The following is a 23665-nucleotide window of genomic DNA, read 5'->3' on the forward strand; positions in this document are numbered from 1 at the left end:
TACGATCACGTTTTCCAAGCTTGGGGCGGGATCGGCTCGGGGCGGGACCGGCAGCGGAGCCGGGGTCCCGGCCCGGACCCGGTTCCGCGCACTCTGAGTACGCGTACCCATCCCCCGTACGCAGCCGTACCGATGCCCCGCGCACCCCGGCCGACCTACCGTCGCCGCATGCCCGAGGAGATCACCACCGCCACCGCCACCGCCCCCGCCACACCCGCACCGGCACCCGTCCCGACCGGCCGCACCGCCGCACAGGCCTTCGGCATCGGCTGCGCGGTGCTCGTCGCCGTGCCGCTGATCCTCGTCCTCGGCTTCGTCGGCTGGCTCGCCGTGGTGACGAAGGACGCGTCGGACTTCCCGCGCGTCGCGCCCGAGGAGATGGTGAGCCGCACCGTCGACCGCTCCCGGGAGGCGTACGACGTTCTCGGGTTCACCCGCACCATCAGGCCCGGTGTCGAGAAGATCGGGGTCTCCACCGAGAACACGATCGGCTCGAACTACTGCTACCGGGGCGGCCTGACCGACGAGACCGTCGACGGCGCCTACAGCGTCAGTCACAGCTGGGCACTCGACCACGTCACCGCCGAGCAGGCGATCCCCGGTCTGCGCCGGCTGCGCGACCACCTCGAGGACACCGGCTGGGACATCACCTCCTACCGGGAGAACGTCTCAGGGGACTACTGGGATCTGTACGCCTCGCGCTCGGACGGCGACGAGCGCGTGTCCTTCCAGTGGTTCGCGGACCGCGACTACTTCGCCGGCGGCGCGTCCACGCCCTGCGCCGTGGACCCGGGTTGGCAGCCGGGCGACGACGAGCCCGCCGGGGACGAGCTGTGGCCGCCCGACTTCGGACCGTCGGCGAAGAACGGGTCCTAGGAAGAACGGGTCCTAGAGGTACGGCGCGAACCCGTCCAGCGCGCGCAGCGCCTCCGCCTCGCCCACCGGCGGCAGCTGCACCACGGCCTCCTCGATGCCCAGCTCGGCGTAGTACGCGAGCTTGCCGGGGGACGGGTGGACGGCGTACGGCACGACCTGGAGGGCGTCCGGCTCGCGGCCCGCGTCCGCCCACGCCGAGCGCAGCACGGGGAGCGCCTCGGAGAGGCCGCGGCCGCCGATCGGCAGCCAGCCGTCGGCGTACTCGCTGATGTGCGAGAACAGCTTCGGTCCCGCGGCACCGCCGACGAGGGTGCGGGGTCCGACGACCGGCCCGCGCGGCTTCTGCACGGGCTTGGGGTACGCCGTGCTGGCGCGGACGCTGCCGTACTCGCCCTCGTACGCCGTCGGTTCCTCCGCCCACAGGGCCTGCATCAGCCGCATCCGGTCCCGGACCAGCTCGCGGCGGGTACGCCACTCGACGCCGTGGTCGGCGGCCTCCTCCACGTTCCAGCCGTAGCCGAGGCCGAGGGTGAGGCGGCCGCCCGACAGGTGGTCGACGGTGGCGATCTGCTTGGCGAGGTCGATCGGGTCGTGCTGGGCGACGAGCGTGATGCCGGTGCCGAGGCCCAGCGTCTCCGTCACCGCCGCCGCCTGGCCGAGGGCGACGAAGGGGTCGAGGGTGCGGCCGTACTCGCGGGGCAGGTCGCCGCCGGCCGGGTAGGGGCTGGTGCGCTCGACGGGGATGTGCGTGTGCTCGGGCAGATAGAGCCCCGCGAACCCGCGCTGCTCCAGCTCACGGGCGAGGCGGGTGGGGGTGATCGTCTCGTCGGTGAGGAAGATCGTGACGGCGATGCGCATGGGGGGCCTTTCGCTGCGTACGGCTCTGTCGACGGCGTCGTCGCGAGTGACGATCCCATCTCTACCGGCGGAACGATCCACTGTCCATACCGACTGGTCGGCATCGGCCTCAGAACGCGCCGGGGGTGTCGAGCGGCCACGGGTCCGGCTCCGACGGAGGGCTGTAGTCCATGGCCCGGGCGAGTTGTTCGCGCTGCCCGGGGTCGAGGGCGGCCTCGGCCGGGTGCGGGGGAAGGGTTCGGCAGTACTCCGCGAACCGGTCCCGGCGCTCCGGCCACACGACCATCACCACCACGTGCAGCACCAGCGCGAACACCGCCCAGGTCAGCAGGCCCAGAAAGGCGCCCACCGCGATCTCGGCCGCGTTCGGAGCGAACGCGTCGCTCACGTACAGCAGTTGGGCGGCGAGCCAGCCCGCGAGCAGCGGGGCGACCAGGATCGCGGCGATCTGGAGGCGGTCCTCGGCGTGCCCCGGCCAACGCGGCCACCTGGCGTCCTCGGCCCGCAGGAAGGGGTCGCGCCGTCGGCAGTGCTCGGCATCCACATACAGCCAGATCAGCGGATGCGGCCTGGTATGACCGCGCAAGGTGACCAGCACGGCGGCCGGGACCGGATGCTCCGGCATCCGATCGGTTTCCGCGCCCCTGCCGGTGACGGCCACCCGTCCGTCCTCCTCGATCCGGATCAGGCCGGCCAGCAGCAGCTCGGCGGCGGCGGCCCGGTCCGCGCCCTGGTCGCCGTCGATCGTGGCCACCGCGTGGTACGGGTCGACCTGCGCCCCGTCCACCCGCGCGACGACGGCCCGGTCGGCCCGGTCCTGGAGCCACCACAACACACCGAGCACGGTGTACACCACGCAGAAGACCGTCAATACAGCGATGAGCAAATCCACTTGGCTCACGGTGGGCTTCCTCTCGAACGGGAACGCCATCCGCACCCGGCGGATCGGCTCACGTGCCGGAGTTTCCCGTACGCCGAGGAACCCATGTACGGACCACGTCCGTTCGTACGAACCCGTGACAACGCGACGGCATACTCGGCAACGCTGCAACTGAGCTGCCGAGCCGTTGACTTGGTTCAACTTCGGTGAAAAGGAGGGATACCGATGCGTACGAGCGGGAACGGGAGCGCCCGCGGGCAGGGTTGGGGCCGCACCGCCCTGCGATCCGCGACGCTGCCGCTGGCCCTCGTCCTCACCACCGCCTGCCAGACGAACGCGGCCGACGACCGGAGTACCGCTGAAGCGAGCTTCACCGTCCGCTACGACCGGCCGTCCGGCCCGGACGCGGACGCCGCGGCGTTCGTCCGGGAACGGCGGCTGCCGGAGGAGGCCGTGCGGCAGGTCACCGCTCTGGTGCGGCTGAAGCCGCCGGTCGTGATGAGCGTCCGGTCCTGCGACGGTGAAGGGCCCTCCTACGACCCCCGGACCCGTGAAGTCGAGATCTGCTACGACGAGATCTCCGAGACGCGGGGGCTCTATCAGGACGCGGGCCAGAGCCTCTCCGACGACGCCCTGTCCGCCGTCCTGCTGGAGTCGCTGTTCCACGAGAGCGCACACGCTGTGATCGACGTCCTCGACCTCGCGACGAGGGGTGGAGAGGAGGACTTCGCCGACCAGTTCGCCGCCCTCATGCTGCTCCGCCAGGGAGCGGAGGGAGAAGAGCGGCTGCTCGACGTCGCCGAGACATGGCGCCTCTCCTCGATCACGTACGACGACGAGGACGACGGTCAGGCGGACGAACACTCCACGGACCGTCAACGCGCCGTCTCCTACCTCTGCTACCTCTACGGGGCAGCCCCGGCGCACCACGCGGACGTGATCGGCACGGACACACTTCCCGCAGGCCGGGCGCGCGGCTGCGCACGGGAGTGGAAGAGCGCGCAGGCCGCATGGATGAACGCGATCGAGCGTGCCACGGACCCGGCCGCCCTCGAGAACGCGCTGGACGCGTGGACCGACCGGACCGGGCAAGTGGCGTGGCGGTTCGGAAACGGTGAGGTCGCCCAGTAGCGGCCGAGGACGGCTCAGTCGACCACCTGTGGATCACGGAAGTAGTAGACAACCGTCACACCCATGCCAGGAGTGTGCGTGTAGACGACCGTGATCGCCTCGGCCGAGTCGCGGGCGAGTGGTGTCGTGTACGTGTACTCCACGGAGGGTGGCCGCCAGCCAGGGATCACACGGCCCGCTGCCGGGTCGCGGGCGATCGCCGCGAGCGCCTCCCGGACGACGTCCCGCTCCCCCTCCGTCAAATCGCCGAACGCCTTCCTGGCGGGCTCGGCCTCTTCCAGCGGGACTTCACTCACTCTCGGCCGCCTTCAGCACGCGCTTCCTCCAGCGCGGCCATGATGTCGGAGGAGTTCCTGATCAGGATCCGGTGCCGGTAGGCCCGTACCACCGCTGCCGCGCCCTCGAAGTCGTTGGTCGGGGAGGCCCCTATGGCCGCCGCCAGCTCCTCCTCGAAGCGCTCGCGGTCGCCCGGGAAGCCGTAGCGGCTGAGGGCGCTGCGCAGGTCGTCCACGGTCCGGATCTCCGGGAGGGGCATGTCTCCCCGACCGTGCTCGGGCTGTGCGCTCATGGTCTGCTCCTGGTGAACGGGCATGGCTCCACTTCCCAGTATTGCGCCGCCCTGCCGGGCCGGGCATCGCGTACTCACCACTGCGCCCCACCCCCGCACTCCGCCCACAGCAGCTTGCCGCCCTTCGACGCGCCGAGGTAGCGGAGTACCGACACGCCCACGTCGTCCGCGCACGCCTTGACGAGGTGCAGGCCCCGGCCATGTTCCGACTCGGCCGGCGGGGAGGCACCGAGGGGATCTCCCTTGAAGCCGGGAGGGACGCGCGGGTCCGTGTCCCAGACGGCCACGCGGACTCCGCCCGCCCGGGTCGACATCAGGCGAAGGGCGTACGGGCCCTCGGTGTGCAGGTGCGAGTTCGTCAGCAGCTCGGTCGCGAGGAGCTCCGCGGTGGGAGTGAGTCCGGGCAGCTCGTGAGCGGCGAGGATCAGTCTCAGGGAGCCCCTCGCGATACCCGGTGCGCGTGGATCGCGGGGAAGGTGCAGGGTGTAGTTCCAGGACGGCGATACGGTGGCCATCGGAAGTCTCCGGTCACTGAGGGGAGTTGAACGGGTGCCTGGTGTCGATGCCGTGGCGTCCCACGGTGCGCTTCCGGGCGGGGCGCCTGAGCAAGAAGATAGGGCTCAGCAAATGTAACTTGCGAACCTTCGAGATACTTCTGCTTATATCTCCCTCGCGTGAGCGACCGACAGAACACGTGTCCAGGAGGATCTACGTGCCCCCACGACCCCCGCTGACGGCCCGCCGCCTACGGCTCGCCGTGGAGTTGCGCAAGTTGCGCGAGCGCGCGGGCATGACGGCTACCGAAGCCGCGCGCACGCTTGGAACGAGCCAGGGGCAGCTGAGCAACGTGGAGTCAGGCCGGTTTGGCGTGAGTCCCGAGCGCGTGAGGGCACTGGCCCGCGCGTACACGTGCTCGGACCCCGCGTTCATCGAGGCATTGGCCGGCATGGCGGGCGACAAGACACGCGGATGGTGGGAGACGTTCCGGGATGTGCTTCCGCCGGCGCTCCTGAACATCGCGGAACTGGAGCATCACGCCACCGCGCTGCGGTCCGCCAACACCGCACACATCCCGGGGTTGCTCCAGACCACCGACCACGCCCGCGAGATCTTCCGGCAGGTCGTACCCGAGTTCTCACGATCGGACATCGAACTCCGCGTGAGCCACCGGCTCCAGCGCCAGGCACTCCTGGACCGGAACGACCCGATCCCGTTCCGTGCCGTCATTCATGAAGCTGCTCTCCGCGTGCCCGTCGGCGGCCCCTCCGCCGCCAAGCGGCAGCTTGAGCACCTGTTGGAGCAGAGCGAACGCGAGCACATCACTGTCCAGGTGATCCCGTTCGCCATCGGCGCCTACCCCGGATCCGGACAGAACATCCACTACGCGTGCGGCCTCCTGCCCCAGCTCGACACGGTTTCACTCGACCAGTCCCATGGCCCCGTACTCCTGGACGCGGAGGCACAGTTGGAGATGTACCGCATTTTGCTGGACCGCATGGAGCGCGTGGCACTGGAGCCATCGAAGTCCCGCGACTTCATCCACGACCTCATCCACGACCTGTAAGGGGAACCGATGCCCACCCACGCCTGGCAGAAGTCGTCCTACTGCGGGCAAGGCGAATCCTGCGTCCACATATCCGCCGACCCCGGCACCATCCACCTCACCGAATCCGCCGACCCCTCCCACTCCGTCCTCACCACCACCCGCACCGCCTTCGCCGCCCTGCTCGACGCGGTCAGCGCACGTCGACCCGGTAGGTGACCCGCTCCGGCTCGGTCGTCGGGGACGGGGACGGGGTCGGGGACGGGCCCGCGCCGCCACCGCAGGCCGCGGTGCCCGCCGTGGGGAACGTGCAGTGCAGCAGCACGATGCGGGTGGTGCCCCTGCCGGTGGCCTCGAAGGTGAGGACGAGGGTGCCGCCGCCGCCGACCGACTTGCCGTCGTCTGCCGACTCGTAGCTGCGGTCGGCGGCCCGGACCACCGACGCGTCCGGCTGCGGGGCGACCACGAACCAGTGTTCGCGGGTGGACGCGTTCTCCGGGACGGAGAGCGTGAAGCGCTCGCCGACCTCGGCGGTGATGCTCTTGTCCTGCGTGGGGTGGCTGGTGGGCTCGTCCGCGTCGGAGCCCGACGCACAGCCCACCACCAGCGTGACTGTGCAGAGCGCCGCCGCGACGGCCCCCGTGACCCTGCTCGACCTGACCGCCATCGGCCCCCCGTTTCGATCTTGACCGCCGGGAGGGTAGCACCCGCCCGGCGGACAACTCCTAGCCGTCGACCTCGTAGCGGCCGACCTCCAGGAAGTACCGCAGCTCCTCCGGCGTCCCGTCGATGGCCTCCTCGGCAGCCGCGCGGAGGGCGGCGCTGATGGTCGGGTCGGCCAGGATGCGGGCGACGGCGACGCGGTCGTCCTCGGCCTGGGCGAGGCGGTAGCCGGTCTCCAGGAAGGCGCGCAGGGCCTCCGGGGTGCCGATGTCGAGGGCCTTGGTGGCCTCGCGGACGACGCCCTTGCCGGAGTTCTTGTCCGCCAGGATGCGGAAGACGGCGACGCGGTCGTCCTCGGCCTGGGCGAGGCGGTAGCCGGTCTTCAGGAAGGTGCGCATGTCCTCCACGGTGCCGTCGAGGGCCTTGTTGGCCTCCCGGACGACCCCCTTGCCGCTGTCCTCGTCCGCCAGGATGCGCGCGATCGCGATACGGAGGTCCTCTGCGGACATCTCGTCCACCGGCGTATCGGTCGTCACCACCGACGCCGTCGTGGTCGTCGCCGAGGCCGTCGTCGCCGTCGTGTCGGTGGCGAACGCCGGGGTGGCGAGGAGGAGGGCCGGGGCCAGGGCGGTGGCCGCGACGAGCAGGGCGGCGCGGCGGTGTCTCATGGGTCTCATGGGTGGGTGCCTCCGTGGTCTGGCGGTCGGTGCGAAGATCCTCGCCGTTCCGCGCCACCGATGTCATTGCCGGATGTCGGCAGTCATCGTCGGCCGTCATTGCCGTACTCGCACCCGGTCGGCGGACGGCAGAGACGCTCAACTCCCTTCGGGCGGGCGCGACCTCGTCACCCGGCACCACGTGTACGAGGACAGCCTCGCCGTCGCTCGGGCGTTCGATACGGACGATACGGACGATACGGATCGGTCGGCTCAGATGATCGCCGACTCGTCCTCCGCCAGGTCCGCGACCACGGCCGCGTGGTCCGAGGGCCAGACTCCGTCCACGGGTCCGTGGCCCGCCCGGCGGATGTGCCGGACGTGGCCCTCGCCGATCGGGCCGGGCGGGCCCACGTGGATGTAGTCGATGCGGACGGCAGGTTCCAGCAGGCGGGCCGCGTAGGGGTTCTCGGGGGTCCAGGTGGCGGCTGGAGCGGTCGGGTCGGCGTAGTCCCAGGCGTCGTAGAGGACCTGTCCGGGGACGGCCGACGCGGTCCTCGTCCCGCCGAAGAGGCGCACCTCGTCGGAGTCCGGCCAGGCGTTGAAGTCGCCGGTGACGACGGGCGGGAAGGGCGTGCCGCCGCGGTGCCGGGCGACGAGTTCCGCGAGGGCGGTGACCTGGGCGCGGCGCACCGCCGAGGCGTGCCCGGCCGAGGTGAGGTGGGTGGTGAAGAAGGGGATGTCGAAGGAGGGGGCGGCCACTCGGGCGTAGAGGGCCGCGCGGCCGTCGGCCAGGTCGGGGGGCGCGGGCAGCAGCAGCGTCTCCCGTTCCACCACCGGCCAGCGGCTCAGCACCGCGTTGCCGATGTGGACCGAGCCGGCGTCGGGGTCCTCGATCCGCTTCCGCCAGCGTTCGGGGGCCGGTGACGGGGCCCAGGTGCAGTGCAGGCCGAGTTCGTCGGCCAGCCACTCGGCGAGGTTCTCGGCACCGGCCGCCCACACCTCCTGGAGGCCGACCACGTCGGGGTCCAGCTCGCGCAGTACGGCCAGGATGGCCTTCTGGCGTTCCCGCCAGGGGCCGAACCGCCACCACAGGTTCCAGGTCACCACTCGCATGTGCAGCCACCCGCTCTCGTCACGCCGACGGCGTCGGGGACCATTGAAGCAACAAACCTGTGCGTGAAGGAGTCCCACGGATCATGGCCCGTTCGAGTGACCTCCGATTCCGCGCGACCACCGCCTTCCAGCGGTACGTCGCCAACCCCCTCATGCGCCGCCTGCCGTTCCACACGCTCCTGGAGACCACCGGCCGTGTCTCGGGCCTGCCCCGGCGCACCCCGCTGGGCGGCCGCCGGGTCGGCGACGCCTTCTGGCTGGTCTCGGAGTTCGGCGAGCGGTCGCAGTACGTCCGCAACATCCAGGCCGATCCGCGCGTGCGGGTGCGGCTGGGGGGACGGTGGCACTCGGGCACGGCCCAATTGCTGCCCGACGACGACCCGGTGGCCCGTCTGCGCACCCTGCCCCGGGGCAACAGCGCCGCCGTCCGGGCCCTGGGGACGGGCCTGCTCACCATCCGGGTGGATCTGACGGGCTGACGGACTGACGGACGAACGGACCGACGGACGCGCGGGCCCCCTCGACGAGACGAGACCCGACGGGCCGCGCGGCACGGCAGTGGCCGGACACGGCGGCGACCGCCCGGGATCGCCCGGAGGCCGCCGCCGTGCCGCCTACCGCTCGGCTCGCGTCACTTGGCGGGCTTGTAGAAGGCGTAGGTCGCGGTGTAGGGGACGCTGACCTGGTCGGTGCCGGCGCAGGCCGTGGCGGGGGCGACGCCGCCGGTCGTGTCGAGGCGCTGGATGTAGGTGACGTCGGCGAAGACGCCGGTGCCGCGGGTGGCGGTGGTCTTCAGGAGAAGCTCGGGGATGGTGCCGGCCTTGGGCGAGCTGACGGCGGCGGCGGCGTTGACGGCGCTGCCGTCCACCGTGGACACCCAGACGGGGCCGCGGGAGTGCAGGGCGACCGGGCGGTGGGCCCGGTCTCTCTTGTCCGACAGGGTGGCGGCGGGCTCCAGGAGCTTCCAGACGCCGTCGGTGCAGGTGTAGGTCTGGACGCCCCGGGCGGCGAAGACTCCGGTCAGCCGGTTGCCGTCGGGAACCTTGAGCGCCGCGGGAGCGTGGACCGCGGCGGGGGCGGACTGCGCGGGCGCGGCGTGACCGGCGGTCGTGCCGAGCAGGGTGCCGGCGGTGGCGGCGGCGAGGGCGGTGGTGGTGAGGACGAGTCGCTTGGCGAGCTTCATCGGTGTTCTCCAGAACGTTTTCCGAACATGTGCACGGGGCAGGGGAGTTGACGCCGACCGCGTTCCGACGCCGTCGAGTTGCTGACACCGTCGTCTACCTGACGCCGTCGTGTTCCTGACGCCGTCCGCGTCCCTGACGCCGTCCGTGCCCTTGCGCGGGGACGCTACGGGTCCCCCGCGGATTCCGGGGTCCGTCGGCGGAACTCGGCTCTCCGGCACCACGCTCTCTGCACGCCGAGGACACGTCGCAGGGCTCAAAGGGCAAGCGGGCCCACCCCTGCGGGCGCTCTCACCCCGGCCACACGATCGCCTGCACCTCGCTGTACGCGTGCAGCGCGTACGAGCCGACGTCCCGCCCGACGCCGCTCCGCTTGAACCCCCCGAACGGCGCCTCCATGTTGCGGCCCACGGTGTTGATGCCGACGCCGCCGGCCCGGAGCCGCCGGGCGACCCGGAAGGCCCGGGCCACGTCCGCCGACCAGACGTAGTCGATCAGGCCGTAGTCGCTGTCGTTGGCCAGCGCGATCCCCTCTTCCTCCTCGTCGAAGGGGATGACCGTGACCACCGGGCCGAAGATCTCCTCCCGCGCCACCCGCATGTCGTTCGTGCAGTCGGCGAGAAGGGTGGGGGCGACGAAGAAGCCCCGTTCCAGCGGCGGGCGTTCGCCACCCGCGACGACCACCGCCCCTTCCTTCCGGCCGAGTTCGACGTACGACTCCACCCGGTCCCGATGGGCGGCCGAGATCACCGGGCCGACCACCGTGTCCGGAGCCCGGGGGTCACCCACGGGCAACCGGCGTGCGTAGGCGGCGAGTTGCTTCACCAGCCGGTCGTACACCCCGCGCTGCGCCAGCACCCGGGTCGGGGCTGTGCAGATCTGGCCGCTGTAGAAGGAGAAGGTGGTGCCGATGCCGGCCACCGCCGAGGCGAGGTCCGCGTCGTCGAGGACGACCGCCGCGCCCTTCCCGCCCAGCTCCATCAGCTGGCGTCTCATGTCCCGGCCGCACACCTCGGCGATGCGCTGCCCGACCGCCGTCGAGCCGGTGAAGCTCACCATGTCGACGTCCGGCGACGAGACCGCCGTCTCGCCGATCTCGACGGCGCGCCCGGAGACGACGTTCACCACCCCGCGCGGCACGCCCGCCGCCTCCAGCGCCTCCGCCATCCGGTAGACGGACAGGGGATCCTGCGGGGCCGGTTTCACGACCACCGTGTTGCCCATGGCGAGGGCGGGGGCGACCTTTCCGGCCGGGTTCGCCCACGGGTTGTTGTAGGAGGTGACGCAGGTGACGACCCCGACCGGCTGCCGTACGGCGACCGCGCCCATCACGCCCGCCCTCCCCATCGGTCCGGCCTCGTTGACCTGCGGCGCGATCGGCCACTCGGCGGGCTCCACGCGCGCGTAGCGCCGGAAGCGGGCCACACCCACCCCGACCTGCATCCCGCGCGCGGTCCCGGTCGTGGCGCCGGTCTCCGCCTGGGCGAGCTCGGCGTACGGCAGCAGTCGGGCGCGCATGATGTCGGCCGCCCGGGCGAGGATCGCCGCCCGTTCCTCGGGCGGGGTGCGCGACCAGGGCCCGAAGGCCTCCCGGGCCGCCGCGCAGGCCGCGCGCACCTGCTCCCGGGAGGCCTCCGGAGCCAGGCCGACGGTTCCCTCGGTCGCCGGGTCGACGACCTCGTAGTGCCCACCGTCGGGCTCCACCCAGGCACCGCCGACGAACAACTTCTGCCCGTCGATCCCGTCGGTACCGTCGATCCCGTCGGTCACCTGGTGCTCACCGTCCTGGTGTCCCGCCCCGAGCGCAGCACCCGGCCCGGGACGGCGCCCGTCACCACGTCGTCCCGGATGGCCGCCACCCCGTTGACCCAGACCGCCCGCACCCCGATCGCCTTCGAGTCCAGCCGCGGACTGTCACCCGGCAGGTCGTGCACCAGGGTGGCCTTGCCCGCGTCGATCCGCTCCGGGTCGAAGAGGACCAGGTCCGCATGCCAGCCCTCCCGGATCCGGCCCCTCTCCCGGAGGCCGAACAGCCTCGCCGGGTCGTCCGTCAGCATCTTCACCGCCTGCTCCAGGCCGGCCAGCTTCCGGCCGCGCAGACAGTCGCCGAGGAAGCGCGTGGTGTACGGCGCCCCGCACATCCGGTCCAGGTGCGCGCCCGCGTCGGAGCCGCCGAGCAGGACGTCCTCGTGGCTCCAGGTGTCCGCACGCAGGGCCCAGGAGTCCGGGTCGTTGTCCGTCGGCATGGGCCAAAGGACCGTACGCAGGTCGTCGGCGGCGCAGATCTCGACCAGACAGGCGAAGGGGTCCAGGCCGCGTTCGGCGGCGATGTCGCGTACGACCCGCCCGGTGAGGCCCTCGTTCGCCGCGCTATAGGTGTCGCCGATGACGTACCGCCCGAAGTTCGTCAGCCGTCTGAAGACGCCGGCCTCCTTGGAGTTCGCCCGCTTCAGCAGCTCCGCCCGCACCTCCGGGTCCCGCAGCCGCTCGATCCGCTCCGGGACGGGCAGGCCGAGGACCGGCCCCCACCCCGGGATCAGGTTCAGCGCGCAGAACGTGCCCAGGGACATGTTCATCGGCGTGAGGATCGGCATGGTCAGCGCGACGACCCGGCCGCCGGCCTTCCGCGCCCGTTCGCTCGCCATGAGCTGCCGGGGCACGCGTTCCGGAACGGCCGCGTCGACGGTGAGGACGTTCCAGTTCAGGGGGCGTCCGGCGGCCGCGCTCATCTCCACGAACAGATCGATCTCGGCGTCGCTGAACTGGTCCAGACAGCCCGCCACGATCGCCTCGATCTGGGTGCCCTCGTGCTCGCCGACGGCCCGGGACAGCGCGAGCAGCTCCTCCGGCCGGGCGTGCCGGGAGGCGACCGGCTGTCCGTCCCCGTCGGAGTGGGTCGAGGACTGCGTGGTGGAGAATCCCCACGCGCCCGCGTCCATGGCCTCGTGCAGCAGCCGGACGATGTCGGCCAGCTGCTCCTCGCTCGGCTGCCCGCCCACCGCGTCCGCGCCCATCACGTACCGGCGCAGCGCGCAGTGCCCCACCATGAACCCGGCGTTGACGGCTATCCGCCCCTCCAGCGCGTCCAGGTACTCCCCGAAGCCGTGCCAGCTCCAGGGCGCCCCCTCCTCCAACGCGACCAGGGACATGCCCTCCACCTTGGACATCATCCGACGCGTGTAGTCGGCGTCCTCGGGACGGTCCGGATGCAACGGCGCGAGCGTGAACCCGCAGTTCCCCGCCGCGACCGTGGTCACCCCGTGGTTCAGGGACGGAGTGGCGTACGGATCCCAGAACAGCTGGGCGTCGTAGTGCGTGTGCGGATCCACGAACCCGGGAGCGAGGACGAGCCCGTGCGCGTCCTCGCTGGTCCGCGCCTCCTCGGCGACCGACCCGATGACGGCGATCCGCCCGTCCCGGATGCCGACGTCGGCGACGAACCCGGGCGCGCCCGTCCCATCGACGACGGTCGCCCCTTTGATGACGTGATCGAGCATGAGGGCTCCTTCTCAACTCCGATGCGATGGGCGCCCGAAAGGGGAGCGAGGCTGTATCGCTGTGCGGCTCCGCCGTGTGGGCGCGACCAGCCACGACGGACCCGCAGCCGCCAGGCGACCCGCGCCCCCGGGACGACGACGCGCCCGCAAGTCCGCGACAGCGACTACACCCCTTGCCGGAACCGCGTCGTCCGATGGACAGGATCCGTGTCGATCTTCGGAATGACCTGCTCCCCGATCAGCCGGATCGTCTGAAGCGTCTCCTCCTTCGGCACCCCCACCGGCAGCCCGAACGACAGCTGATCCGCCCCCGCCTGCTCCCACCGCTTGCACTGCCGCAGCACCTCGTCCGGATCGCCGCAGATCAACAGCTCCTCCTCGACGAGGAGTTCGACGAACTCGGCGTTGTACTCGGGCAGCGTCTCCGGCCAGACCGGGAAGCCCTCGGGCCGGGGGAAGGTGTCGTGGTAGCGGAACACCAGCGAGGGCAGATAGTGCAACCCGCCCTCGACGGCGATCCGGATCGCCTCGTCGTGCGTCGGCGCGCAGATCGCCGTCGTCGTCACCATCACGTTGTCGTTGACGAAGTCGCCGATCGGCTCGGCGTTCACCACCGCCGTCTTGTACTGCTCCAGCACCCACTCCATGTCGGACACCTTCTGGATGCTGAAGCCGAGCACCCCGAGGCCCTTGCGGGCGGCCATCGCGTACGAGGGCGGCGACCCGGCCGCGTACCACATCGCCGGGTGCGACTTCCCGTACGGCTTCGGCAGGATCTTGCGCGGCGGCAGCTGCCAGTGCTTGCCCTGGAAGCCGACGTACTCGTCCTGGAGCCACATCTTCGGGAACTCGGCGATGGTCTCCTCCCAGATCTCCTTCGTGTAGTTCATGTCGGTGATGCCGGGGAGGAAGCCGAGGATCTCGTGCGAGCCGGCGCCGCGTCCGCTGCCGAACTCGAAGCGGTTCTCGGTGAGATGGTCGAGCATGGCGACCTTCTCGGCGACCTTCACCGGGTGGTTGACCTGGGCGAGCGGGTTGAAGATGCCCGAGCCGAGGTGGATGCGGTCGGTCGCGTGGGCGAGGTAGCCGAGAAAGACGTCGTTGGCGGAGAGGTGCGAGTACTCCTCCAGGAAGTGATGCTCGGACGCCCAGGCGTACTTGAAGCCGGACTTGTCCGCCTGGATGACGTACTCGGTCTCCTCCATCAGCGCCTTGTGCTCGGCGAGCGGATCGGTCTCGGCGCGCTTGCCCACGTATCCCTGTACAAAGAGCCCGAATTCCACGGAGGTTCACCGTCCCGGTTTCTGGATCGCGGTTAACTGACGGTTCGTCAGATTCAGCGGATGCCGCCGACTGTGGCACCGGGCTCCCGGATGGTCAATAGCTGACGAACGGTCAGATGACCGAAACGCCCGCCAGCCATCCCCCGTCGATCACGAACGGCTGCCCTGTGATGTACGACGAGTCCTCCGAGGTGAGGAAGAGGGCGAGCCGGGCCACCTCTTCCGCGCGGCCGATCCGGCCCAGGGGGACGAGCTTGCGGTAGAGGGAGTCGAGGGCGCGGGTCGTCTCCTCGGGGTCGGAGTCCGGCTCCAGCCGGGAGGGGTTGGACATCGCGGTGTCGACGGCCCCGGGACACACCGCGTTGACCCGGATACGGCGGGGCGCCAGCTCCAGGGCGGCGACCCGGGTGAGGCCGAGTACGGCGTGCTTGGTCGCCGCATAGGCGCCCACGGCCGCCATGCCGGTGAGCCCGGTGTAGGAGGCGGTGTTGACGATGGTGCCGCCGTCGGACAGCTCCGGCGCGGCGGTCCGGATGCCCAGGAAGCAGCCGACCTGGTTGACCCGTACGACCTGCATGAACTCGTCGAGGGGGGTGTCGACGAGGGCGTTGAAACGCAGGATGCCGGCGTTGTTGACGAGGCCGTCGAGATGGCCGTACGCCCGCTTGGCCTCCCGCACCGCCGCGATCCACTCCTCCTCCACCCCCACATCGAGGTGGACGTACAGCGCGCCGATCTCCTCGGCGAGTGCCCGCCCCTGCTCGTCGAGCACGTCGGCGACGACCACCTCGGCACCCTCCTCCCGGAACAGCCGCGCCTCCTGCTCGCCCTGGCCGCGCGCCGATCCGGTGACGAGGACCACCCGTCCGTCGAGCTTGCCCATGCCGGCTCCCTTCGCATCGGTGGAGCTCAGCATCGTATCGCCGCATCTGACGAATCGTCAGATGCGTGCGCCGAGCGAAGCGGGCCATTGCACAAGCACACATCAAGTGACCGATGGGTAGGGACATTTGACTCTGTCCGGCGCCTGTACGGGGCCCCAATAATCCTTCACGGCCGGGTAAAGCCCAACCCAAGGATGGAGTCCGTCGTGGCCAGGAGAAAGCTGAAGAACAGGAAAGTCCGGTACGTGGCGATCGGTGCGGCTCTCGCGACCGGCGGAGCCATCGTCACCCTGCTCCCGTCGGCGAACGCGGCCGACGAGAAGACACCGGATCAGATCATGAGGATGTGTCAGAGGTCCGCGGTGCTCAACGGGAAACAGCAGTCCGTGAGAGATTTCGGAGGCGCCTTCGCCGACGGTTTCGAGTCCGACAACTGTGATTTCGTCGAGACGAAGTTCGAGACCTTCGACGGCCCCACCGAGAAGTCGTCCATCGATTTCCCGAACTGCGAGCCGAACGCCACCGATCCGGCCAAGGTCTCCATCACCTGGTCGGCGACAGCGGCCCAGGGCCAGGGCAAGTACTCGGTCACACAACAGGGCGCCGGGGGCGGCCTCTTCGGATTCCTGAGCGGGTCCTGGCTGAAACACAAGGGCACCCTGGACATGACCGTGAAGTCGGCCACGGCAGGCGCCACGGAACAGCGGGAGGTGCCGGTCGGCAAGGTTCTCCACATGGAGTTCACGCCGAAGATCCAGCGCATGACCGGCGAATGGCGGGTGCGTATCGACGCCGACCCCGGAAGCTTCGCCGTGAACCCCTCCCCCGAGCAGAACTTCGTGGCTCCGGACGTCGTCGAGGGGCCCGTGATCCTGCCGGGCGCGGCAGGGGCGCCCGGTGTCGCGGACGGCACCTCCAAGGCGGTCCTGGAGGACTGCTGACCCGGAAAGAGCAGCAGAAAGCGCAGCTCGAACCGTATCCCCCACACTCACCCCGCATCCCCCACAGGAGAATCCCATGACCACCCGCACCCCCCGGGCCAGAAGCCACCGCAGCAAGAAGAAGCGCATCACCCTCGCCCTGGCCCCCGTCGCGGCGCTCGCCGTGGCCGTTCCGCTGATGAACTCGGCGGGCGCCGCCACCCCCTCCGAGGTGACCGCCGACTGCGCGGCCGACTCGGACAGGCTGGAGAACTGCGAGTTCGTCGACGTCCAGTTCAAGGCGAACAGCCTCGGGCCCAATCAGCGTGTCTCGCCCGTGACCCAGAACTGCGGAACGACGACCGCGGCGACGAACACCTTCAGCGTGAGCACGTCCGTCACCAGGACCATCCAGCTGGAGGACGGATTCGTCGTCGACGGCGGCACGAAACTCGGCAACTCGTTCTTCGAGATCGGCGGGAAGTTCAACACGTCGGAAATCAACATCACGCGCGACGACAAGACGACCGGCCTGGCGTTCAGCCGCTCCGACACCGTCCAGCCGGACAGCATCGGCTTCTTCATGTGGTCGGCGAAGCGCACCGACGTGAGCGGATTCCTGCGGGCCACCTACAAGGAGGCCCAGGACGGCCAGAAGGTGTTCTTCGCGCCGAGCGAAGGCGGGAAGACCGTCCATGTCTTCTATCCGCAGATCCTCAAGAACGGCACGCCCGACGGCCGGCTCTGGCTGCGGAACGTGAAATGCGGGACGCCCGAGGCCAACGGAATCCAGAACTCGCAGAACAGCATCCGGACGGAACCGGGATTCGGCGAGGCCGGCGGCAATGTCACCGACGTGGAGATCCCGCTCGCGGACATCTCGCTCTCGGAGATCCCGGCGCCCTGACGGTTCTCACATGCGAAGCACGGGTGCGGCCGGGGTGGCGCCGAGCCACCGCAGGACCGCGTCCGTGCTGCCCCGGGCGTCGAGCTTGGCGTAGATGTTGCTGAGGTTGTTGCGGATGGTCTTCTCGCTCAGCCGTAATCGCAGCCCGATCTCCTGGGCGCCGAGTCCGGTCGACAGCAGCTCCATGACCTGCCGTTCGCGCGGCGAGAGCAGTGCGCGCAGCCGCTCGATCGCGTCGCCGGCCGCCGGCATCCGCCGGGCCCCCTCCCGCAGGGCGGCGCACGCGGTCGGGGAGAGGTAGGTGTGGCCGACGGTGGCCGCCATCACCGCCGAGGACAGCATGTGGGTGCAGTAGTCGCCCTCGGCCAGATAGCCCGCCCCGCCCCGGAAGACCCCGACGACCGTCTCGGTGTCCGTGCGGGGGCTGACGACGATCACCGGGACGCCCCGGCCGCCCAGCGCCCTCAGCAGCCCCGGGAAGGACGTCGCCGGCTCCGCGCAGCGCAGCACGACGACGTCCGGCTCGCCCTCGTGCAGGGCGTCGTAGGGCGGGTCCACCCGCACCGCCCGGCCCACGTACGGGTCGTCGGGGCCGGGCCAGCCCTCGTGCGGCCAGTCGTCCTCGGCGCAGGCGAGAGCGACGGTGAGTCGCTGGGAGGATCGCACTTACGGGGTCCTTCCGCCGGAACCATCACGTCCGTACGTCCGTACATACGCGGCCCGGCGTGGACATGTTCAAACTTCAAGAAGATACGTCGAGCAGGGGTCCCACCTCGGCTCCGAACAGGCCGATCTGGTCGGTGAGTTCGGTGCGGCTCCGGCAGCGGAAACGCACCTGGATCTGGTGGACGCCCATCTCCCCGTAGGCCCGCAGCGACTCGGCGAGGGCCTCCGGCGGCCCGGTGAGGGTGCGGCGGCCCACCTCCCAGCCGGGGGCGCCGACGTACAGCGGCTCGGTGATGGCGCCGACGGTGAGCGGTGCGTCGTCCCCCCGCAGCCGCCGCAGCGTCTCGATCTGCGCGGGCAGCCGGTCCCTCGGGTCGCCCTGGGGCAGCCAGCCGTCGCCCTTGAGGGCGGCCCGGCGGACGGCGGCCGGGGAGGATCCGCCGACCCAGAGCGGCACCCGCGCCTGGGCCGGCCGGGGCCGCTGCCCGAGCCCCTCGAAGTCGTACGACTTGCCGTGGTGGGAGGGGAACTCGTCCGGCCCGAGCGCGGCGCGCAACGCGTCGATCGTCTCGTCGAGCACGGCGCCCCGCCGCTCGAAGTCCACCCCCACCGTCTCGAACTCCTCCCGTACGTGACCGGCCCCGACCCCGAGGATCAGCCGGCCGCCGCTGAGGTGGTCGAGGGTCGCGTACTGCTTGGCGGTGAGCAGGGGGTGGCGCAGGCCGACGACGGCGACATGCGCGAGCAGCCGGACGCGGTCGGTCACGGCGGCGAGGTGGGCGAGGGTGGCCACGGGGTCGTACCAGACCGTGCTCATGGCCTCGGCCAGCCGGCGCGGGATCGCCACGTGGTCGCAGGCGGCGACGTAGGCGAAGCCGGCGCGGTCGGCGGCGCGGGCGACCTCGACGAGGTCGGCGGGGCCCGCGTCCGCCTCCCAGGGTTCGGCGTAGAGCGTGGACTGGGACTGGACCGGGAGCTGGATGCCGTAGTCGAGGCTCACCGCGGGCTCCAGAGGCCGTCCGGGGTCAGCCCCAGCAGCTCGATCGCGTTGCCCCGGACGATCCGCTCCACCACGTCCGGTGCCAGGTGCCCCATCTGCGCCTCGCCGACCTCGCGTGACTTCGGCCAGGTGGAGTCGGAGTGCGGGTAGTCGGTCTCGTAGAGGACGTTCCCGACGCCGATGGAGTCGAGGTTCCTGAGGCCGAAGGCGTCGTCGAAGAAGCAGCCGTAGACGTGGTCGGCGAACAGCTCGGACGGGGGACGGTGGACCTTGTCCGCGACCCCGCCCCAGCCCCGGTTCTCCTCCCACACCACGTCGGCGCGCTCCAGGATGTAGGGGATCCAGCCGATCTGGCCCTCCGCGTACATCACCTTCAGGTTCGGGAAGCGCTCGAACTTGCCGCTCATCAGCCAGTCGACCATCGAGAAGCAGCAGTTGGCGAAGGTGATGGTGGAGCCGACGGCGGGCGGGGCGTCGGCGGAGGTGGAGGGCATCCGGCTCGACGAGCCGATGTGCATGGCCACGACCGTGCCGGTCTCGTCGCAGGCGGCGAGGAAGGGATCCCAGTCGTCGGTGTGGACGGAGGGCAGGCCGAGGTGCGGGGGTATCTCGGAGAAGGCGACCGCGCGGACCCCGCGGGCGGCGTTGCGCCGGACCTCCGCCGCCGCCAGTTCGGCGTCCCAGAGCGGGATGAGGGTGAGCGGGATCAGCCGGCCCCGCGCCTGCGGGCCGCACCACTCCTCCACCATCCAGTCGTTGTAGGCGCGCACGCACAGCAGGCCCAGCTCGTGGTCGGCGGCCTCGGTGAAGGTCTGGCCGCAGAAGCGGGGGAAGGTGGGGAAGCAGACGGCGGACTGGACGTGGTTGACGTCCATGTCGGCGAGGCGGGACGGGACGTCGAAGGACCCCGGGCGCATCTGCTCGTAGGTGATGACCTCCAGCTTGATCTCGTCCCGGCTGAAGCCGACGGCGGTGTCCAGGCGGGTGAGGGGGCGGTGCAGGTCCTCGTAGATCCACCAGTCGCCGATCGGGCCGTCGTCGCCGGGCTCGCCCATGACGGGCTTGAAGCGGCCGCCGAGGAAGGTCATCTCCTTCAGCGGGGCCCGGACGACGCGGGGTCCGGTGTCGAGGTACTTCTTCGGGAGGCGGTCCTGCCAGACGGTGCTCGGCTCCACGGTGTGGTCGTCGACGGAGATGATCAGCGGGAGGTTCTCTGTGGCCTTGGCGGTCTTCGCGGTCTCCAATGCGTTCTCCATGGGGGCACGGTAGCGCCGATCTGACGGATCGTCAGCTAGTGGGCGGGAGCCGGAGTTGATCGACTCTGTGGGGATGTGTGCACACCGGATGTGAGGGGTGTGTGGACTCCCGTGCAGCTGCCGGGCAAGCTGACGCTTCCGGCATGGACAGGGCAAACTGGCCTAGGACCTGTCCGGCCGATCACGTCGCAGGAGAGTGACGGTGCCGAAGCAGCGCCGGTGAGTGGGGTCCGGTGCGTGCGGCTGCAAGGCGGAGGAGGGCGTCGGCGCGGAGCGTCGACAACCGACGACAACGCCGCAGACGTGCGTGCCGGACCCCGCGTCTGCGGCGTGATCGGCCGGACAGGTCCTTGATTCGGATGCCTAAGGGGAGCCCTGATGGACGACCGGGTAGGACACCGCGACCCGCGTGTGCCGGAGCAGAGACGTCCCGGCTCCCCCGAGGAGCCGGCGACGCTGCGCTTCGACGTGCTCGGCCCGGTGCGCGCACGTCGCGGCGACGAGCGGCTGGCCACCGGTTCGCCGCAACAACGCGCCCTGCTGGCCGCCCTGTTGCTGCGTGAGGGCCGTACGGCGACGGCCGCCGAGCTGATCGACGCGCTGTGGGGCGAGGAGCCTCCGTCGCAGGCGCTCGCGGCGGTACGGACCTACGCCTCCCGGCTGCGCAAGGTGCTCGACCCGGGCGTCCTGGTGAGCGAGTCGGGCGGCTACGCGGTGCGCGGCCTGGCCGAGGGCGCGCTGGACCTGGCGGTGGCGCAGGAGTGGGCGGCGGAGGCGGAGAAGGCACGGACCGCCGGGGACCTGTCCCACGCCCGCGAGGTACTGAACCGGACGCTGGGGCTGTGGGACGGGGAAGCCCTGGCCGGCGTCCCCGGTCCGTACGCGGAGGCGCAGCGCGTCCGGCTGGAGGAATGGCGGCTGGGACTGCTGGAGTCCCGGCTGGACATGGACCTGGAGCAGGGCTGCCACGCGGAGGCCGTCTCCGAACTCACCGCGCTCACCGCGGCGTACCCGTTGCGCGAGCGGCTGCGCGAACTGCTGATGCTGGCGCTGTACCGCAGCGGCCGGCAGGCGGAGGCGCTCGCCGTGTACGCGGACACCCGGCGGCTGCTGGCGGAGGAGCTCGGGGTGGATCCGCGGGCCGGACTGCGGCGGTTGCAGCGCCGTATCCTCCAGGCCGACCCGGAGCTGGCGGAGCCGTCGGCGCCGGCGGCCCAACCGGCGGTGGTGCGGGTGCGGCCCGCGCAACTCCCGGCCACCGTGCCCGACTTCACCGGCCGCTCCGCCTTCGTACGGGAACTGAGCGAGGTGCTCGCGCGAGCCGGGGACGGCACGGGCGGGGGCGGCCGGGTGATGGCGGTGTCCGCGCTCGCGGGCATCGGGGGCGTGGGCAAGACGACCCTCGCCGTGCACGTGGCCCACCAGGCCCGTCCGGCCTTCCCCGACGGGCAGTTGTACGTCGATCTCCAGGGCGCGGGGCCGCGGTCGGCGGAGCCGGAGACGGTCCTCGGGTCGTTCCTGCGGGCCCTGGGCACGGCGGACTCGGCGATCCCCGACTCCCTGGCGGAGCGGGCGGCGCTGTACCGCTCGGTGCTGGACGGCCGCCGGGTGCTGGTGCTGCTGGACAACGCGAAGGACGCGGCCCAGATACGCCCGCTGCTGCCGGGCACGGAGGGCTGCGCGGCGCTGGTCACCTCGCGGGTGCGGATGGTGGACCTGGCCGGAGCGCATCTCGTCGACCTGGACGTGATGTCCCCCGAGGAGGCCCTCGCCCTCTTCACCCGGATCGTCGGCGAGGAGCGGGTGGCGGCGGAGCGGAAGGCCGCGCTGGACGTGGTGGCCGCGTGCGGTTTCCTGCCGCTGGCGATCCGTATCGCGGCCTCCCGGCTGGCCGCCCGCCGCACCTGGACGGTCTCCGTCCTCGCCGCCAAGCTGGCGGACGAACGGCGCCGACTGGACGAGCTCCAGGCGGGCGACCTGGCGGTGAAGGCGACCTTCGAACTCGGCTACGGCGCCCTGGAGCCCGCCCAGGCCCGCGCGTTCCGGCTGCTCGGCCTGGCGGACGGCCCCGACACCTCCCTGGCGGCGGCCGCGGCGGTCCTGGACCTGCCGGTGGAGGACACCGAGGACCTGCTGGAGTCCTTGGTGGACACCTCCCTGCTGGAATCGGCGGCCCCCGGCCGCTACCGGTTCCACGACCTGGTACGGCTCTACGCGCGTGCGTGCGCCGACCGCGACGAGCCGCCCGGAGAACGCGACGCGGCGCTGTCACGGTTGCTGGACTTCTATCTGGCGACGGCGGCGGGGGTCTACGCCATCGAACGGCCCGGCGACCGCACGGTCGTCCACCTGGAGCCCACCTCGTACCGGGGGTTGTCCTTCGGCGAGCGGACGCAGGCCCTCGACTGGCTCTTCGCGGAGGCGCAGTGCCTGCTGGCGTGCGCACGGCAGCAGCAGACGGGCAGCGGCCTGCGCCGTGCCGTCGATCTGCTCTGGGCCGCCAAGGACCTGGCGGAGTCGGGAGCGAACGCGAAGCAGTACGAGTGGGCGGCCACGGCCCTGCGGGACGCCGCGCAGGACGCCGCCGACGTCCGCGCGGAGAGCCGCGCCCGCACGGCGCTCTCCAACGTCCACCTGGCCGCCGGACGGTACGCCGAGGCGGACGAGGAGGCCCGGCGCGCGATCGAACTCGCCACGGCGGCGGACGACGCGACGCCGGTCAGCTGGGCGGCGACGGACCGGGGGATCATCGCGCTCAACCAGGGGCGGTACGAGGAGGCGGAGCGGCTCCTGACGACGGCCCGGGACGGGTATCGCGCCGACGGCAACCGCCCGGGTGAGGCCAGCGCGCTCTGCAACCTCGCTCAGCTGCACCAGCGCATGAACCGTGCCGACAGCGCGGTCTCGCTCGCGCAACAGGGCGTCGACATCTTCCAGCAGCTCGGTCTCAGCCTGCGCCTCGCGAACGGCCGCTACTCCCTGGGCGTGGCGCTCACCCGCGCCGGGCGCCTGCCGGAAGGTCTGGCCCAGCTCACGGACGCCATGCTGATCTTCGCCTCCAACCGGCAGCGGCTGTGGGAAGGCACGACGCATCTGCGCATCGCCCAGCTGCACCTGGCCGCCCAACGCCCCGCCCAGGCCGCTCAGCACGCGGAGCAGTCCCTCGCCATCGGGGTCATCGGGGGTGACCTGATCCGAGGCAGCGTCCTGAACACGCTGGGCAAGAGCCTGCGCGCGCTGGGTCAGTCGGACCGGGCGCGAGCCTGTTGGCACGAGGCCCTGCTCCTCCTGGAGAATGCGGGGGCGCCCGAGGCCGCCGAGGTGCGTCGACTGCTGGCCCCTCTGGACGCGTCATGAGCCTGCCGCGGGCGGCGTTCATCAAACGTTTATGACCGGCCGACAGAATCGACCCAACGGTCCGTCGCGTCGGGGGGCATGCGGGCCGGGGAGTCCATGGGGGTGGGCTCCGGTCCACGCCTCTGTCCGGCGATACTCGGGGGAATCGCCGGTCAGAGGCGTCTCATTCACTTGAACACCATTCACAGGGGAAGCGTGAACATGAGCAGCACCGAGAAGCAGTCGACGGACATCACCACGCTGGAGAACCACTCGCCCGTGCCGCCGGCCCTCAAGGACACGGTGACGCAGAAGACCACGACGCAGGAGACCACCGCGTCCACCACGTCGACCGACGAAGAGATCACCACGCTCGAGAACCACTCGCCCGTCCCGCCCGCCCTGGACCTGGACGGCAAGTAGGCGCCGACCGTCACCACTCCG

The 23665-nt window shown here is 71.2% G+C and carries 25 protein-coding genes; 9 read left to right on the forward strand and 16 right to left on the reverse strand.

What is annotated here, in order from left to right:
- Positions 1-168: 168 nt before the first annotated feature.
- Positions 169-876, forward strand: a complete 708-nt coding sequence (locus tag G9272_RS20040) for a hypothetical protein (protein WP_171397869.1) — start codon at positions 169-171, stop codon at positions 874-876.
- A gap of 12 nt (positions 877-888) precedes the next feature.
- Here the strand turns inward: G9272_RS20040 and G9272_RS20045 are convergent, their stop codons facing one another.
- A complete protein-coding gene (locus tag G9272_RS20045; RefSeq protein WP_171397870.1) occupies positions 889-1734 on the reverse strand; it encodes an LLM class F420-dependent oxidoreductase in 846 nt (281 codons plus the stop codon).
- Between the two features lie 109 nt (positions 1735-1843).
- On the reverse strand, positions 1844-2635 hold the full coding sequence (locus G9272_RS20050; protein WP_171397871.1) for a hypothetical protein: 792 nt from the start codon (positions 2633-2635) through the stop codon (positions 1844-1846).
- 204 nt (positions 2636-2839) lie between these two features.
- On the opposite strand from G9272_RS20050, the gene G9272_RS20055 reads away from it, so the two are divergent.
- On the forward strand, positions 2840-3745 hold the full coding sequence (locus tag G9272_RS20055; protein ID WP_171397872.1) for a DUF4344 domain-containing metallopeptidase: 906 nt from the start codon (positions 2840-2842) through the stop codon (positions 3743-3745).
- A 14-nt stretch (positions 3746-3759) separates the two neighbouring features.
- Here G9272_RS20055 and G9272_RS20060 read toward each other — a convergent pair whose 3' ends face one another.
- The 3 genes from G9272_RS20060 to G9272_RS20070 all read right to left on the reverse strand — a co-directional run bounded on the left by G9272_RS20060 (position 3760) and on the right by G9272_RS20070 (position 4828).
- Positions 3760-4041: a hypothetical protein gene (locus tag G9272_RS20060; RefSeq protein WP_171397873.1), complete on the reverse strand. Its 282-nt coding sequence runs from the start codon at positions 4039-4041 to the stop codon at positions 3760-3762.
- A complete protein-coding gene (locus G9272_RS20065) occupies positions 4038-4313 on the reverse strand; it encodes a hypothetical protein (protein WP_171397874.1) in 276 nt (91 codons plus the stop codon). The genes G9272_RS20060 and G9272_RS20065 overlap by 4 nt, the downstream gene beginning before the upstream one ends.
- Before the next feature lie 74 nt (positions 4314-4387).
- Entirely contained in the window at positions 4388-4828 is a 441-nt protein-coding gene (locus tag G9272_RS20070) for an ATP-binding protein (protein WP_171397875.1), read from the reverse strand.
- 197 nt (positions 4829-5025) lie between these two features.
- Here G9272_RS20070 and G9272_RS20075 point away from each other — a divergent pair, with 197 nt between their 5' ends.
- Both G9272_RS20075 and G9272_RS20080 read left to right on the forward strand, forming a co-directional pair.
- Positions 5026-5877, forward strand: coding sequence for a helix-turn-helix domain-containing protein (locus tag G9272_RS20075; protein WP_253267864.1), 852 nt, complete (start codon positions 5026-5028; stop codon positions 5875-5877).
- Positions 5878-5886: 9 nt separating this feature from the next.
- Entirely contained in the window at positions 5887-6075 is a 189-nt protein-coding gene (locus tag G9272_RS20080) for a DUF397 domain-containing protein (protein ID WP_057600714.1), read from the forward strand.
- On the opposite strand, the gene G9272_RS20085 is transcribed toward G9272_RS20080, so the two are convergent.
- The 3 genes from G9272_RS20085 to G9272_RS20095 all read right to left on the reverse strand — a co-directional run bounded on the left by G9272_RS20085 (position 6050) and on the right by G9272_RS20095 (position 8291).
- Positions 6050-6523: a protease inhibitor I42 family protein gene (locus G9272_RS20085; RefSeq protein WP_171397876.1), complete on the reverse strand. Its 474-nt coding sequence runs from the start codon at positions 6521-6523 to the stop codon at positions 6050-6052. The genes G9272_RS20080 and G9272_RS20085 overlap by 26 nt on opposite strands.
- Before the next feature lie 58 nt (positions 6524-6581).
- Positions 6582-7187, reverse strand: a complete 606-nt coding sequence (locus G9272_RS20090; RefSeq protein ID WP_171402076.1) for an ALF repeat-containing protein — start codon at positions 7185-7187, stop codon at positions 6582-6584.
- 261 nt (positions 7188-7448) lie between these two features.
- Positions 7449-8291 (reverse strand): endonuclease/exonuclease/phosphatase family protein, encoded by an 843-nt coding sequence (locus G9272_RS20095; protein ID WP_171397877.1) that lies wholly within the window; start codon positions 8289-8291, stop codon positions 7449-7451.
- Between the two features lie 83 nt (positions 8292-8374).
- Between G9272_RS20095 and G9272_RS20100 the strand changes: the two genes are divergently transcribed.
- Positions 8375-8770 (forward strand): nitroreductase/quinone reductase family protein, encoded by a 396-nt coding sequence (locus G9272_RS20100; protein ID WP_171397878.1) that lies wholly within the window; start codon positions 8375-8377, stop codon positions 8768-8770.
- A 152-nt stretch (positions 8771-8922) separates the two neighbouring features.
- Here G9272_RS20100 and G9272_RS20105 read toward each other — a convergent pair whose 3' ends face one another.
- From G9272_RS20105 to G9272_RS20125, 5 genes are all read right to left on the reverse strand, one after another.
- On the reverse strand, positions 8923-9474 hold the full coding sequence (locus G9272_RS20105; RefSeq protein WP_171397879.1) for a DUF3455 domain-containing protein: 552 nt from the start codon (positions 9472-9474) through the stop codon (positions 8923-8925).
- Between the two features lie 289 nt (positions 9475-9763).
- The gene (locus G9272_RS20110; protein ID WP_253267865.1) at positions 9764-11242 is read right to left on the reverse strand and encodes an aldehyde dehydrogenase family protein; all 1479 of its coding nucleotides are present in this window, start codon (positions 11240-11242) and stop codon (positions 9764-9766) included.
- Positions 11239-12969: an N-acyl-D-amino-acid deacylase family protein gene (locus G9272_RS20115; protein ID WP_171397880.1), complete on the reverse strand. Its 1731-nt coding sequence runs from the start codon at positions 12967-12969 to the stop codon at positions 11239-11241. The genes G9272_RS20110 and G9272_RS20115 overlap by 4 nt, the downstream gene beginning before the upstream one ends.
- 164 nt (positions 12970-13133) lie before the next feature.
- Complete coding sequence (locus G9272_RS20120; protein ID WP_171397881.1) at positions 13134-14252, reverse strand: LLM class flavin-dependent oxidoreductase; 1119 nt, start codon at positions 14250-14252, stop codon at positions 13134-13136.
- A 112-nt stretch (positions 14253-14364) separates the two neighbouring features.
- Positions 14365-15135, reverse strand: a complete 771-nt coding sequence (locus tag G9272_RS20125; RefSeq protein ID WP_171397882.1) for an SDR family NAD(P)-dependent oxidoreductase — start codon at positions 15133-15135, stop codon at positions 14365-14367.
- A 246-nt stretch (positions 15136-15381) separates the two neighbouring features.
- Between G9272_RS20125 and G9272_RS20130 the strand changes: the two genes are divergently transcribed.
- Positions 15382-16077, forward strand: a complete 696-nt coding sequence (locus G9272_RS20130) for a hypothetical protein (protein ID WP_171402078.1) — start codon at positions 15382-15384, stop codon at positions 16075-16077.
- 76 nt (positions 16078-16153) lie between these two features.
- Positions 16154-16963, forward strand: a complete 810-nt coding sequence (locus G9272_RS20135) for a hypothetical protein (protein ID WP_171397883.1) — start codon at positions 16154-16156, stop codon at positions 16961-16963.
- A gap of 6 nt (positions 16964-16969) precedes the next feature.
- Here the strand turns inward: G9272_RS20135 and G9272_RS20140 are convergent, their stop codons facing one another.
- The 3 genes from G9272_RS20140 to G9272_RS20150 all read right to left on the reverse strand — a co-directional run bounded on the left by G9272_RS20140 (position 16970) and on the right by G9272_RS20150 (position 19885).
- On the reverse strand, positions 16970-17629 hold the full coding sequence (locus G9272_RS20140) for a response regulator transcription factor (protein WP_171397884.1): 660 nt from the start codon (positions 17627-17629) through the stop codon (positions 16970-16972).
- 76 nt (positions 17630-17705) lie between these two features.
- Positions 17706-18629 carry an LLM class F420-dependent oxidoreductase gene (locus G9272_RS20145; RefSeq protein ID WP_171397885.1) on the reverse strand — a complete coding sequence of 308 codons (924 nt, stop codon included), beginning with the start codon at positions 18627-18629 and terminating at the stop codon, positions 17706-17708.
- The gene (locus tag G9272_RS20150) at positions 18626-19885 is read right to left on the reverse strand and encodes an amidohydrolase family protein (RefSeq protein ID WP_171397886.1); all 1260 of its coding nucleotides are present in this window, start codon (positions 19883-19885) and stop codon (positions 18626-18628) included. Before G9272_RS20150 ends, G9272_RS20145 begins: the two co-directional genes overlap by 4 nt.
- A 378-nt stretch (positions 19886-20263) precedes the next feature.
- Between G9272_RS20150 and G9272_RS20155 the strand changes: the two genes are divergently transcribed.
- Both G9272_RS20155 and G9272_RS20160 read left to right on the forward strand, forming a co-directional pair.
- Positions 20264-23242: an AfsR/SARP family transcriptional regulator gene (locus tag G9272_RS20155; RefSeq protein WP_171397887.1), complete on the forward strand. Its 2979-nt coding sequence runs from the start codon at positions 20264-20266 to the stop codon at positions 23240-23242.
- A gap of 201 nt (positions 23243-23443) precedes the next feature.
- Positions 23444-23644, forward strand: a complete 201-nt coding sequence (locus G9272_RS20160) for a sigma-like protein (RefSeq protein WP_171397888.1) — start codon at positions 23444-23446, stop codon at positions 23642-23644.
- Positions 23645-23665 lie beyond the last annotated feature (21 nt).

The sequence above is a fragment of the Streptomyces asoensis genome, from assembly GCF_013085465.1.
In the GTDB taxonomy this organism is placed as follows: Bacteria; Actinomycetota; Actinomycetes; order Streptomycetales; family Streptomycetaceae; genus Streptomyces; species Streptomyces cacaoi_A.